Annotated in this window: 10 protein-coding genes; 4 read left to right on the forward strand and 6 right to left on the reverse strand. The window is 41.1% G+C overall.

Features of this window, described 5'->3' with window-relative positions; all coding sequences use genetic code 11:
• The first annotated feature begins 81 nt into the window (after positions 1-81).
• On the forward strand, positions 82-1,335 hold the full coding sequence (pepT, locus tag H148_RS0102130) for a peptidase T (protein WP_029033325.1): 1,254 nt from the start codon (positions 82-84) through the stop codon (positions 1,333-1,335).
• A gap of 781 nt (positions 1,336-2,116) precedes the next feature.
• Here the strand turns inward: pepT and yajC are convergent.
• The 4 genes from yajC to H148_RS0102150 form a co-directional block, all read right to left on the reverse strand.
• A complete protein-coding gene (yajC, locus tag H148_RS0102135; protein WP_029033326.1) occupies positions 2,117-2,410 on the reverse strand; it encodes a preprotein translocase subunit YajC in 294 nt (97 codons plus the stop codon).
• A gap of 27 nt (positions 2,411-2,437) precedes the next feature.
• Positions 2,438-2,890: a DUF1573 domain-containing protein gene (locus H148_RS0102140; protein WP_029033327.1), complete on the reverse strand. Its 453-nt coding sequence runs from the start codon at positions 2,888-2,890 to the stop codon at positions 2,438-2,440.
• Positions 2,891-2,939: 49 nt separating this feature from the next.
• Positions 2,940-3,878 (reverse strand): transcription antitermination factor NusB, encoded by a 939-nt coding sequence (gene nusB / locus H148_RS0102145; protein ID WP_029033328.1) that lies wholly within the window; start codon positions 3,876-3,878, stop codon positions 2,940-2,942.
• An 87-nt stretch (positions 3,879-3,965) separates the two neighbouring features.
• Positions 3,966-5,063 (reverse strand): Glu/Leu/Phe/Val family dehydrogenase, encoded by a 1,098-nt coding sequence (locus tag H148_RS0102150; RefSeq protein WP_029033329.1) that lies wholly within the window; start codon positions 5,061-5,063, stop codon positions 3,966-3,968.
• Between the two features lie 126 nt (positions 5,064-5,189).
• On the opposite strand from H148_RS0102150, the gene H148_RS0102155 reads away from it, so the two are divergent.
• The 3 genes from H148_RS0102155 (at position 5,190) to H148_RS0102165 (ending at position 10,013) form a co-directional block, all read left to right on the forward strand.
• Positions 5,190-6,947, forward strand: a complete 1,758-nt coding sequence (locus H148_RS0102155) for an ABC transporter ATP-binding protein (RefSeq protein ID WP_029033330.1) — start codon at positions 5,190-5,192, stop codon at positions 6,945-6,947.
• 75 nt (positions 6,948-7,022) lie between these two features.
• The gene (locus tag H148_RS0102160; RefSeq protein ID WP_029033331.1) at positions 7,023-7,421 is read left to right on the forward strand and encodes a PUR family DNA/RNA-binding protein; all 399 of its coding nucleotides are present in this window, start codon (positions 7,023-7,025) and stop codon (positions 7,419-7,421) included.
• Between the two features lie 78 nt (positions 7,422-7,499).
• The gene (locus H148_RS0102165; protein WP_029033332.1) at positions 7,500-10,013 is read left to right on the forward strand and encodes a M14 family zinc carboxypeptidase; all 2,514 of its coding nucleotides are present in this window, start codon (positions 7,500-7,502) and stop codon (positions 10,011-10,013) included.
• Between the two features lie 286 nt (positions 10,014-10,299).
• Here H148_RS0102165 and H148_RS0102170 read toward each other — a convergent pair whose 3' ends face one another.
• Together H148_RS0102170 and H148_RS0102175 are read right to left on the reverse strand one after the other, a co-directional pair.
• Positions 10,300-10,944, reverse strand: a complete 645-nt coding sequence (locus tag H148_RS0102170; RefSeq protein ID WP_037324511.1) for a cation efflux transmembrane domain-containing protein — start codon at positions 10,942-10,944, stop codon at positions 10,300-10,302.
• A gap of 249 nt (positions 10,945-11,193) precedes the next feature.
• The gene (locus H148_RS0102175; protein ID WP_029033334.1) at positions 11,194-13,374 is read right to left on the reverse strand and encodes a TonB-dependent receptor; all 2,181 of its coding nucleotides are present in this window, start codon (positions 13,372-13,374) and stop codon (positions 11,194-11,196) included.
• Positions 13,375-13,403: the final 29 nt, after the last annotated feature.

Consider the following 13,403-nt stretch of genomic DNA (forward strand, 5'->3'; position numbering starts at 1 on the left):
AAGCCATCTAAAAAAGCAGGAAATGGGGAAAGGTTTTCGAACAGCTCTTTATATCTTTATTTTTGAAAAAATTCAGCAGAAATGACTAATAAGCAGGAAATAATTGACCGATTTTTAAGCTATGTAAAGATAGATACACAAAGTGACGAAACCAGTGATACCACTCCCAGCACAGAGAAACAATGGGACCTGGCAAGAAAACTGAAGGAAGAGCTTCAGGAAATGGGAATGCAGGAGGTGAGTATAGATGAAAATGCTTATGTAATGGCCACTTTACCTTCCAATATCGATCATGAAGTGCCGGTAATAGGTTTCGTCTCCCACTTTGATACCACTTCCGATTTTTCGGGAACCAATGTAAATCCGCAGATCATCGAAAATTATGACGGAAAAGACATTATGCTTAACAAGGAAAAAAATATTATCCTGTCTCCAGATTATTTTAGTGATCTCCTGCAGTACGAGGGTCAGACAATAATAACCACTGACGGGACAACTTTACTGGGAGCCGACGATAAAGCCGGGATCACTGAAATCATGGAGGCCATGAAATACCTCCTTGAAAATCCGCAGATCAAGCATGGGAAGATTCGGATTTGTTTTACACCCGATGAAGAAATTGGCCGGGGGGCCCACAAATTTGATGTAGAAAAATTTGGTGCAGAATGGGCATATACTATGGATGGCAGCCAGGTGGGAGAGCTGGAATTTGAAAATTTTAATGCCGCAGGAGCTGTTGTAAAAGTCAGCGGAAAAAGTGTTCATCCCGGATACGCAAAAGACAAGATGATCAACAGCATGTATATCGCGATGGATTTTATCAACTCCCTACCTCGCCTCGAAACTCCTGAACATACCGAAGACCGTCAGGGATTTTTTCACCTCAACGGAATGGAGGGGGATGTAGAAGAAACTACCCTTCATTACATAATTAGAGATCATGACCGGGAGCATTTTGAAGCCAGAAAAGAAATGATGAAAGACCTGGCGACAGAGATATGTCGACAATACGAGAGGGATTGCGTGACGGTGGAGATCAAAGATCAGTATTTTAATATGAGGGAAAAAGTAGAACCTGTGATGCACATTGTGGACATTGCCGAAGAGGCCATGAAACAGGTAGATGTAACTCCCATCATTAAACCCATTCGCGGCGGAACCGATGGTGCCCAGCTAAGTTTTAAAGGTTTGCCTTGTCCAAATATTTTTGCCGGCGGCCATAATTTCCATGGGAAATATGAATATGTTCCCGTAGAAAGCATGCAGAAGGCGGTAGAAGTTATCGTGAAAATAGCAGAATTGACGGCGGATACGAATTCAAAATTTAGAATTTAAGATTTTCTATTTTCAATCGTCATGTTGAATCTTGATCCTTTTGTCATGCTGAACTTGTTTCAGCATCTTTGCAAACCAAAATAATAGACCCTAAAATAAATTCAGGGTGACGCCTCAGTATACAAAGTCATGCTGAACTTGTTTCAGCATTCTTGAAGACCAACTTAATAAACCCTGAATAAATTCAGAGTGACGTCCCGATCAACAACGTCATGCTGAACTTGTTCCAGAATCTTTGGTACTCCACTCCTTAGACCCTGAAATAAATTCAGGGTGACGTCCCGATCATTTCGTCATGCTCAACTTGTTTCAGCATCTAGAATCTTCCCTTATGGACCCTTAAATAAATTCAGAGTGACGCCCCGGTATACAACGTCATGCTGAACTTGTTTCAGCATTCTTGAAGACCAACTTAATAAACCCTGAATAAATTCAGGGTGACGTCCCGATCAACAACGTCATGCTGAACTTGTTTCAGCATCCTTGACAACCAACAAAATAGCGCTGAAATAAAATTAGAGTGACGCTCCCGTTTTTTCGTCATGCTGAACTTATTTCAGCATCCCTTGGAATTTCACTCCTTAGACCCGGAAATAAATTCAGGGTGACGCCCCGGTATACAACGTCATGCTGAACTTGTTTCGGTATCCTGACAACCAAAACAATAGTCCATGAAAAAAAATCTGGGTAACTAAGGGGATCGAAAGGAGAATATGAAGGCTTAAAAAAAAGCCCCAGGCTTTCTACGCATGGGGCTAACTATTATTTATTCTCGCCGGAATTATTTTGTTTCCTTCACCGGTTCGTTCAGCTTTCGACTCATCTCCATTGATATGGATGATCTGTCAAAAGTAATTTTTCCGGCTCCGGTTTCAATAATTACTGCATTTTGTTTATCACTGAAATCAACTATTTTTCCGTGCATTCCGCTTTTGGTGACAACTCTGTCTCCTCTTTTAAGTTCAGACGAGAATTGTTTTTCTTTCTTTGCACGGTTCATTTGTGGGCGTATCATAAAAAAGTACACCACGATGAACATTAAAATAATTGGGGCAAACTGGGCTAATTGATCCATAGATAATTCTGTTGCTCATGTTTATGCTTAAGACTGTGCCTTAGGCTCTACAAAAGCTTTGATTTTTAATTGTTCTTTACCGGTCTCTGTATTTGCAGTAATATTTACTGTTTTTGTAACCTGGTTTTGACCTGTACCGTTAAACTTTACCAGCATTTCACCAGTTTCTCCCGGAGCAATAGGTTCTTTTGTCCAGGTAGGAACAGTACAACCACAAGAACTGCTTGCGTTAGTAATAACTAATGGGGCGTTTCCTGTGTTTGTGAAAGTAAATGTATGTTCCACATTTTCTCCCTGTTGGATAGTTCCGAAATCGTGCTCGGTTTTCTCAAAAGTAACTTCGGGGTAAACTACCTCCTGTGAATCGCGCAGTGCAGCTTCTTCAACGTTTTCTGCCTGTACTTTCTCCGCTGCATTTTCTTTGCAGGAAGTGAAATTGAAGGCAGCAATCAATGCCAGTAATAAAATTCCTTTTTTCATGATTTACAATTTAAGGTTAAAGTGGATAAAATTAAGAAAAATTGCAGGACTACATAAGACCCCTGCCTATTTTATTGAGTTTGCCGTTTTCCCTATACTCTTTTGAAAGCTTATCAAGGATTCCGTTAATAAAAATACTACTTTTAGGAGTACTGTATTCTTTGGCAATTTCTAAATATTCGTTAATAGTTACTTTTACGGGTATAGAGGGAAATTTTAAAAATTCACAAATGGCCATTTTAATTAAAATGGTATCAATATCGGCGATTCTTTCCTTATCCCAGTTCGGGGTCTTCCCCTCCATCTCATTGGCAAGACTCTGATCGTTGAGCAATGTCTTCCTAAATAATTCTACTGCATAGTCTTTGTCTTCAGTGCTTTTAAAAAGACGTGTCAACCCCTGCTCTTTTCCCGCAGATGCTTTTTGCAGCATTTTCACTATAGCAGTATTCACAAGAGGAAGGTCATCAATCCAGGTGATCTTCTTATCTTCCAGATAATCGTAAAGTTTTTCGTTGGGGGCAATTATTTCCTTAAAAATGGTAATAACAAACTCTTTATCCTCCTTAAAACTCGAAGTCCGGGTGGACATATATTCCTGAAAGAGTTCGCTTTTTCTGATCTCTGACCAAAGAATCTCAACATATTCGTCGTCATTCTTCCAGTTATTGAGTTTTCGGGTCTCCAGTGCCAGATTAAGAGCTTTGTTCTTCTCCAGTTGCGCGATCAACTCGTTATTTACAAATTTCCGGTTGGGATCCACATCTTCTTCAGAAGGCAAATGCTTTTGCTGAGATTTTTCTAAATAATCTTCTGCATAATCTTTGATCTCCACGAATAAATTCAGCATTAAAAGATACAGGTCGTACATCTCGTCCATGCTTTTGAGAAGAAACTTCTCTTCTGACTTTAAATTGTCATTTTCGCTCTGGGAATAGGCGTATAGAGATTGCATTACTTTAACCCTGATATGTCTTCTGGTCAACATAGCTGTAAAAGAACTTTAAAAAATTAGGGCGAAAGGTGTTTCCCTTCCGCCCGGCAAAAATAGTATTTAATTGAAAAACCGCTGGGGTTATTTGCTATTTTTTCTCGCAGCTATTCGCTGCTGTGCAACTTTGAGAGCAGCTTCATGAGTTGAAATGTCATTAGCTTCGGCTGCGGTTAGGATTTCAAGTGTTGTGTTGTAGATATTCTGGGTCTTTTCCATGATCTCTTTTCTTCCGTAGCCTTCCAGTTCGGCATAGACATTTATGATACCTCCGGCATTGATTAGAAAATCGGGTGCGTAAACAATTCCTTTTTCTTTAAGAATACTTCCGTGTTTAGTATCATCGGCTAACTGATTGTTGGCAGCTCCTGCGATTATCGAAGCTTTGAACCTGTCAATGGTCTTATCGTTAATTGTGGCTCCAAGAGCACAGGGAGCATAAATATCTACATCTGCACCATAGACATCATCTCCACCATAAATTGTAGCATTATAGCGATCTCTCAACCGGATCAATTTCTCCTGATTAATATCGCTGATGATTACCTGTGCACCTTCTTTAGTTAAGTAATCTACCAATGACTCTCCCACGTGACCAACTCCCTGTACAAGAACAAATCTTCCCTGCAGGTCATCGTTGCCATATTGAAATTTTGCTGCCGCTTTCATTCCCATGTAAACTCCGTAAGCAGTTACAGGAGATGGATTTCCGGCACCACCTTTATCTTCAGAAATTCCGGTAACATAAGGCGTCACCTCTCGTACCGTATCCATATCGACGGTCTCCATGCCCACATCTTCCGCCGTAAGGTATTTGCCACTCAGGGAGTGGACAAATTCCCCAAATCTACGCATGAGTTCCGGAGTTTTCTGAGTTTTTGCATCACCAATGATTACAGCTTTACCACCTCCAAGATTAAGTCCCGTAACTGCACTTTTAAAGGTCATACCGCGGGAAAGTCTCAACACATCATTAAGGGCTTCCCATTCACTGTTGTAATTCCACATGCGGGTGCCGCCAAGTGCAGGTCCTAAAACTGTGTTGTGAATTCCAATAATTGCCTTTAATCCTGTATCTTTGTCGTTGCAAAAAACCACTTGTTCATGGTCATCAAAGGAAAGCTGCCCAAAAACCGGAGCGGCTTTTTTAAATTCATTTACCTTAAGAACATCCACTGTCATTAGTTTTAAAATTTGATAAAATTCCGTAATTCGAAATATTTTATAACAAACATAATGAATATTTCATTTTATAAGCATTGTACTTAGAAAAAAATGTGAAATTGAAAATGCAGCCGGAGAAGCCGTATGAAAGAACTTAAACATCTTAATAAATATTTCTACAAATATAAGTGGCACCTCATAGGAGGAATTATTATTACAATTGCAGCACGTGTCTTTGCTATTCTTACTCCCCGTTTTATTGGTGAATCCACTACTGCAATTGAAGAATATGTAACCGGCGAAATTACTTCGGAAGCTGTCCTGCGCGAAGAACTCATGCACAACATTCTACTTATCCTGGGTGCGACCTTAATGGCGGCTCTCTTTACATTTTTAATGAGACAGGCGATCATTGTGGTGTCCAGACATATTGAATATGATCTTAAGAACGAAGTTTACCGAAAATATCAGGACCTCTCCCTTAACTTTTATAAAAAGAACCGTACGGGTGATCTTATGAACAGGATAAGCGAGGATGTATCGCAAGTGCGCATGTATGCGGGGCCCGCCATTATGTACAGTTTACAAACCGGTGTCTTGTTCATCGTGGTAATACCATATATGTTCTTACAGGCGCCGGAACTCACCCTCTACGTGATCTCTCCTCTGCCGATACTATCTTTTGCCATCTATAAGCTCAGTGTTGCGATCAACAAACGAAGTACCATTGTTCAGCAATATTTATCAAAGCTAAACACCTTTACCCAGGAAAGCTTTAGCGGAATTTCTGTAATTAAATCTTATGGACTCGAGCCGCAAACTAATACATCATTCGTTACCCTTTCAAATGAAAACAAGGAAAAAAACATAGATCTCGTAAAGGTACAGGCTTTCTTTTTCCCGCTTATGATCCTGCTTATTGGCGCCAGTAACATCCTGGTAATCTATATTGGGGGAAGGAAATTCATTAACGGTGAAATTGAAGAGCTGGGGGTAATTGTTGAATTTCTCCTTTATGTTAATATGCTTACATGGCCTGTTGCCACAGTAGGATGGGTAACTTCCATTGTTCAGCAGGCCGAAGCCTCTCAGAAAAGGATCAACGAATTCCTGAAAGAAGTTCCACAGATCCAAAATCCTTCCAATGAACCCGAAGACGTACAGGGATCTATCGCTTTTAAAAATGTGACTTTCACCTATGAAGACACAAATATCACAGCTCTCAAAAACATTAGCTTTGAGGTAGAAAGCGGGGAGACCCTTGCGGTAATTGGGAAAACCGGGTCGGGTAAATCTACTATTCTGGAACTCATAGGCCGCCTCTATGACGTAGAACAGGGCGAGATCACTATTGATGGCAAGAATTTAGAAACTATGAACTTAAAAGATCTAAGGGAAAGTATAGGTTACGTGCCACAGGATGCCTTCTTGTTCAGCGATTCCATTAGAAACAATATTAAGTTTGGGAAAGCAGATGCTTCTGAAGAGGAGATCATAGAAGCCGCAAAGAATGCGGCGGTACACAAGAATATTACTGGCCTCAGCAAAGGATATGACACAGTATTGGGAGAACGTGGAATCACCCTCTCCGGTGGACAAAAACAACGGGTCTCCATTGCCCGGGCCATAGTACATGATCCAAAAATTCTGCTTTTTGACGATTCCCTTTCCGCAGTTGATACAGAGACAGAAGAAGAAATTCTTAATAATCTATTTAAAATTAGCAAGAACAAGACCACCATAATCGTAAGCCACAGGATCTCATCAGTAAAAAATGCCGATAAAATCATCATTCTGGAGGACGGCAGGATCGTGCAGCGTGGCACTCACCAGCAACTTCTGGGAACAGAAGGCTACTACAAAGAACTGTACCTGAAACAACTTAGTGAAAAAGAAATGTAAAAATTTGTTGCGGAATGTTAATTTTTTTTGGATTTTTGAACCTAAGATTTACAAACCGTAAAAGATATTTTGATTATGAGCGACAATGGAACGATTGAAAAAGAAGAAATTTTTTCCAAGGTCTTAAGAGCCGGGCGCCGCACCTATTTTTTTGATGTTAGGGCGACAAAGGCCAATGATTATTACCTAACGATTACCGAAAGCAAAAAATTCACCAATGAAGACGGTTCCTTCCATTACAAGAAGCACAAGATCTATCTTTACAAGGAAGACTTTGCCGGCTTTAATGAAATCTTACAGGAAATGACCGATTTTATTCTTGATGAAAAAGGAGAAGAAGTCATAAGTGAGCGTCATCAAAAGAATTTCAAAAAGGAATACGAAGAGGAAGAAACAGAAAATGGAAAAAAGAAAGAAGCAACCGGGGAACCATCTGCCGCAGCTTTTACCAATATAAGTTTTGAAGATATATAATTAACTTTTACCTCTTATAATAACCGTCCCGAGCAATTGGGATGGTTTTTTTATATTAGGGTCCCAAAAATGTCATTTATGAGATCATTGTTTATTGTCCTCTTTCTATTCTTTAACCTCCATCTACTTGCGCAGGAGGAACTTGACCTCTCCTATTACCTGCCGCAGGATGTGAAATACAATGCTGAAATTCCAAAACCCCAGGATGTTCTGGGTTATATTCCCGGAGAATGGCACGCGAGCCACGATCAAATTGTTAATTATATGAGGGCTTTAGCTGAAGCTTCTCCCCGAATTACTCTTGAAAACAGGGGAAGAACATTTGAAGGCAGGCCTCTAATACTGCTTAAAATAACCTCGGAAGGAAATCATCAAAACCTGGAGGAGATAAGACGCCGACATGTAGCATTGACCGAACCGGGTTCCGAAGATCTTGATCTTTCTGAAATGCCCGTAGTGGTGAACCAGGGGTTTTCAATCCACGGAAATGAAGCCAGTGGTGCAAACGCTGCACTTCTGGCCGCTTATTATCTTGCTGCGGCTGAAGGTCCGGAGATTGAAGAATTACTACAGAATACTGTAATTTTATTTGATCCTGTATTCAATCCGGATGGATTACAACGCTTCGCATCCTGGGTGAACACGAACAAAAGCGCCAATATTAATCCCGATCCACAGGATAGAGAGTACGATGAAACCTGGCCGGGTGGACGCACTAACCATTACTGGTTTGATATGAACAGGGACTGGCTGCCGGTTCAATTGCCGGAAAGTCGCGCAAGGATCGAAACTTTTCATAACTGGTATCCTAATGTGCTGACAGATCATCATGAGATGGGTTCCAACTCTACCTTTTTCTTTCAGCCCGGAATTCCCTCAAGAACACATCCTCTTACGCCCGATCTTAATCAGGAGTTGACCAGGGAAATAGGCACCTACCATGCTGCCGCTTTTGATGATATTGGTTCCCTGTATTACACAGAGGAGAATTACGACGATTTTTACTACGGAAAGGGTTCTACTTTCCCCGACATCCAGGGAAGTGTGGGGATACTTTTTGAACAGGGAAGTTCCCGCGGACATGCCCAGGAAACTGATCATGGGGTTCTGACTTTCCCATTTACCATTCGGAATCAATTCACTGCGGCACTTTCTACACTTGAAGCTGCTAAAGAAATGCGCGTAAGACTCCTGGAGTACCAGAGAAATTTCTACCAGAATGCCAGAAAAGAAGCTGAAAAAGGAGCTTATGTCTTCGGAAACCGTAAAGATGCTTCCTCGGCTTATCACCTGGCCGAAATTCTTAAACGCCACAAGGTAGAACTACATGAACTAAGAGAGCCTTTCACCGAAAACGGTGAATCTTTTGAACCGGGGAGCAGCTACGTAGTCCCAAAGAAGCAAAAACAACATCGGCTTCTGGAGGCTATGTTTGAGCAAAGAACAGAATTTCAAGACAGCCTTTTTTATGACATTTCGGCCTGGACTTTCCCGCTGGCTTTCAACCTGGATTTCACAGATGAAGCGAGGATGAGTGTAGCAGGGCAAATGATCGACAGCCTCACGAGACCGGCAGTAGATCTTCCCGCCAAGAGTGAATATGCCTATCTCATGGAATGGCATCCTTATGAAGCTCCAAAAGCCTTAAACGAGATCCTGAACAAAGGACTGCGTGCACAAGTCGCAATGCAACCTTTTAATGTCGGAAACAAAAAATATGATTATGGAACTATTTTGATTCCTGCACAAAATCAGGAAATAAATTCTGAAGAGATCTACGACTTCCTTAGAGAAGTATCAAAAGATGCCCATGTTGAGATCTCGGCAGCCGACACGGGATTAACAGGGGGAGTGAACCTTGGAAGTAACCAGTTTCGGGCTCTGGAACCGCAAAAGGTAGCCTTATTGGTCGGGGAAGGTATTACACCTTATGATGCCGGGGAAATCTGGCACCTGTTCGATCAACGCTACGACATGAAGATCACTAAACTGGATCTTAAGAATTTTTCGCGTACCGATTTGAGCCGTTATACAGATATCATCCTTTCCAATGCCTGGGGCAACGCTTTAGGAAAAGATGAGGCCGATAAGTTAAAAGAATGGGTTCGCCGCGGCGGCACGCTTATAGGTTATAAAAATGCTGCAACCTGGTTTGACAAGAATGAATTCATGGAACTTGAATTTAAGAAAAATGAAGTGGAGGCAAATAATGTCACTTTTGAGCAGAGAAGAGACTTCAGGGGTGCACAGGGAATTGGAGGTGCTATTTTTGAAGCCAAACAAGATTTATCTCACCCTGTCAATTTCGGATACAAGGATGATAAAATTGCTCTTTTCAGAGATACTACCTTATTTGTGGAAGCAGATTCAACTTCTTATAAGAATCCGATAATCTACACTGAAAATCCTCTTTTAAGCGGGTATATAAGTGAAGAAAATCTTGAGTTACTTCCCGGTACTGTACCTTTTAAACACAATTCAATGGGAAGAGGAAATATAATTTTGTTTACAGATAACACCAACTTCAGGGCGTTCTGGTATGGGACGAATAAATTGTTGATGAATGCAATTTTCTTTGGAGATGAAATGTAGAATAGATTTGAGATCTGAGATCTGAGACTTGAGATAAAAAAGAAGAGGTTCCAAAAATGCCATTTTTGGAATCTCTTCTTATTTTAAGCTAAAGCCCTTTTCTTATTTTTCATTTCGTCCTCCGGATAAAGCCGGAGGCAATTCAAATACTCTGAATTTGGCAAACCATTTAATCCACTCCTGACAGTTACAAAAAGCTAAAACCATATAAAGATGAATTGCCAGTGGCTTCAGCCACTGGCAAACAATAAAATTTCTCCCCGGGCTCTAGCCCAAGAAAGTCAGATTAACAAGAGTCACTGCTACAGCTTAAACCCTTCGACCTCGCATCCTCAAAAGCTTCTTTACCTTCTTTCCAGGCATACCATGCGATACCCAAACTTCCGAGGGCGTCAACATAAGGTATTTGCCACAGCTCGTAAAGTCCGCTTGAAATGAGCAGGATAAAAGATAGGTAGAAACAGGTTTTTGTGCACTTGGCATCGGAGATTATCGGCTGGCTATTCAGCTCCTCTCCTACTTTTATCTTTTCCCTGTACAGAAAATACATTGTGAGAATTGAAAGAACAGCAATGATGATTCCAACTAAAGTAGTATCAGGTTCTGAACCGAATACTACACTCAACCCAGCTCCAACTACCAAACCCGCAGTTAGTATATAAAATGCAGTTCCGGTGATTTTTAATGCTCTGATCTCAAAACCATCCCGCTCATTCACAGGATTTCGTCGCATGCGGTAAATCATATGTGCTATTCCTATTCCCGAAAGCACTTCTACAAAACTGTCAAGACCAAATCCAAAAAGTGCAAGGGTTTCATCACTGGCTCCAAAAAAGGTCGATACTACCCCTTCAATTAAATTATAACCAATTGTGATATAGCTTAGAATTAGGGCGTAATGGAGTTTCTTTATATGAGTTTTATCTTCCATAGAATAAATTTAAGTTAGAACTGCAAGATTTCCATAAACTTCTGACCTACCAGAGACCCTGAAATAAGTTCAGGGTGACGGTTTAGTTCAGAAGAATATAAGTGCCTTCGTATAAGAAGGATCACGAATTCGGCATCTAGTTATTAGATTAATCGCTAAAGTGTAACCGGTACATCTCATTAAGGAAGACCCTTCAGGCTCTCTTTAGCACACCTTCTTAAAAACAATTATAAGCACAAAACCGCAACTTTATAGATGGATCTTTATCCCACCATTAATAACGAATCCGTCGACGGGAGCATAAATATCCTTAAATTCAGGATCAGAAATTGAACCTGTATAAATACTGTCAAATCTGGTCTGACGGGTATCGGTAAAATTCTCAAAATTCAGGAACAGGGAAAAGTTCTCCCATTTCTTTTCGGTCATCAAACCAAAGATCCAGTAATCCTGTCCTGTCATCCCATTTTCCAGCTCCTGCTCACCGAAATAGTAGCCTTCAAGTCCAATTAGTAGTTTACCATGAACTTCATAGACCAACACATTGTTCAGGCGATGCTGAGCCACAAGCGAGGCTTCATAAGTTTCTCCGCTGTAGTGATTATTAACATCGGCTAAAGTGTAACCGGTAAACAGTTTAAAATGCTTATAAGCAAAACGCAAATTAGCTTCCATTCCCTGTGTGTCCAGGTAGCCGTCAGGTTGATTATAGGAATAGATCGTTGTCGCCTGATTGGATATACCGGTCAGGATGATTGGATCATTCACCCGGGTGTAGAAAAAGAGCGTGTTCAGGCTAAAGTCGATCACCTCAAAAAGGTTTGTCCGATAGTTGATATCGAAATTAGCTCCAAATGATCTTTCGGCTTCAGTTTGTGACACATCTATAGGAGCCACATTGCGAAATTGAATTCTTTCAGCATCTTCAGTAAAAATAGTAGGAGTTTTATAGCCTAATCCCCCGCCCAGTCTCATGGTCCATGCATCTGAAAATTCTGCCATTGCTGATAGCCGCGGCAGCACAAACCAGCCATACTCGTTCTGATAGTCGGTGCGAAGTCCGCTTTCCAGGCTAAACATGTTGGAGATACGCCAGTTATTCTGAAGAAAGGCGCCGTAGGTGATGTGGTTATAATCCACGACATCAGAAGTTCCCAAAGGATCCTGTTCAAAACGGTCCGACACTAAATTAAGTCCTGCAACCCACTCCAGATCAAGATTTCCGAAATTATATGCGATTTCATTAAAGGAGGCCAACTGGTTTCCTGAAAAAGTAAATTCCGGGATCTCAATTTTTCGTTCAAAAAAGCTAAAGCTGTTTTTCACCATCAGGGCATTACCATTTTCATAGAGTTGGGTATAGCCGGCGCGGGTGGTGATCCTTTCAGTATTATTCCTTTCAAAGTAAGGATTTTCCACTTCCTCACCTTCCAAAAATTCAATATTTCCCCCTGTCCTTTCTTCAATAACTGTATTCACTCCCAGTTCCAAAGTAGCATTTTCGGAAGGATAGTAAAACAGCCTTGGGTTGATAGTGATACGGTTAAATTCAGGGATTGCAGTAAGGCCAATATCTGCCGGATCATAAGGATTTCCATAATTATAAGAAGCAAAGAGTGTAGTTCCAAATTTTCCGAATGTATCGGAGTAGAATCCGCTAAGGTCAAGACCAAGAGCCGAAGTTCCGTTAAGCAGGAAATTGATCTCCCGCTCCTCGCCGGGGGTTTTGGATACCAAATTGACCAATCCGGCGATAGCTCCGCCGCCATACAGGGTCGACGAAGCTCCTTTTACGACTTCTACCTGTTGAAGGTCAAGGGGAACGATCTGCAGCAAACTCAATCCACCCGAGAATCCGGAGTATAGAGGATACCCATCTTTAAGCAGCTGTGTATATTTTCCATCCAGTCCCTGGATACGAATGCTGGAATTATAGGAAGTCGCGGAAGTCTGCTGTGTCTGGATCCCTGTAGTCTCATTGAGAAGCATTCTAATATCCCCCGGCTTCATATTTCCTTTTTCGCCAAGTTCTTCTCCCGAGATCACCTCAACCCGGGTAGGAAGATCGGCAATAGTTCTGCGGGAGCGCGTGGCAGAAATTATAACCTCTTCCATGTGCTCCCCTTCATGAGCGAGTTTAACTGTAATAAATTTCTCTTCGGCAAGAGGGAATTCCATAGAGAGTTCCTGTGTGGCGAAACCCACATAACTTACCAGAATGATCTGAATACCTTCAGGAATATTTTTCAGGGTGATCAACCCTTCTTCATTTGCTGTGGCACCAATTGTAGTTCCTTTTATAAAGGCATTGGCACCATAAAGAGGTTCATTGGTTTCAGCGTCTATAACTTTAATTTTAAGCACGTCCTGTGCGTTTGCCGCCAGACCACAAAAGAAAATGGCCAGGAACAAAAAAATATTTCGTTTCATTTTAATTATTTAATATTGAAAAAATAGCT

Source organism: Salinimicrobium terrae DSM 17865 (assembly GCF_000424665.1).
GTDB classification, from domain to species: Bacteria; Bacteroidota; Bacteroidia; order Flavobacteriales; family Flavobacteriaceae; genus Salinimicrobium; species Salinimicrobium terrae.

Excerpts from the sequence above, each read along its gene's own strand:
- pepT (WP_029033325.1), top strand. The coding sequence starts at position 82 with ATGACTAATAAGCAGGAAATAATTGACCGATTTTTAAGCTATGTAAAG.
- yajC (WP_029033326.1), bottom strand. The coding sequence starts at position 2,410 with ATGGATCAATTAGCCCAGTTTGCCCCAATTATTTTAATGTTCATCGTG.
- H148_RS0102140 (WP_029033327.1), bottom strand. The coding sequence starts at position 2,890 with ATGAAAAAAGGAATTTTATTACTGGCATTGATTGCTGCCTTCAATTTC.
- nusB (WP_029033328.1), bottom strand. The coding sequence starts at position 3,878 with ATGTTGACCAGAAGACATATCAGGGTTAAAGTAATGCAATCTCTATAC.
- H148_RS0102150 (WP_029033329.1), bottom strand. The coding sequence starts at position 5,063 with ATGACAGTGGATGTTCTTAAGGTAAATGAATTTAAAAAAGCCGCTCCG.
- H148_RS0102155 (WP_029033330.1), top strand. The coding sequence starts at position 5,190 with ATGAAAGAACTTAAACATCTTAATAAATATTTCTACAAATATAAGTGG.
- H148_RS0102160 (WP_029033331.1), top strand. The coding sequence starts at position 7,023 with ATGAGCGACAATGGAACGATTGAAAAAGAAGAAATTTTTTCCAAGGTC.
- H148_RS0102165 (WP_029033332.1), top strand. The coding sequence starts at position 7,500 with ATGAGATCATTGTTTATTGTCCTCTTTCTATTCTTTAACCTCCATCTA.
- H148_RS0102170 (WP_037324511.1), bottom strand. The coding sequence starts at position 10,944 with ATGGAAGATAAAACTCATATAAAGAAACTCCATTACGCCCTAATTCTA.
- H148_RS0102175 (WP_029033334.1), bottom strand. The coding sequence starts at position 13,374 with ATGAAACGAAATATTTTTTTGTTCCTGGCCATTTTCTTTTGTGGTCTG.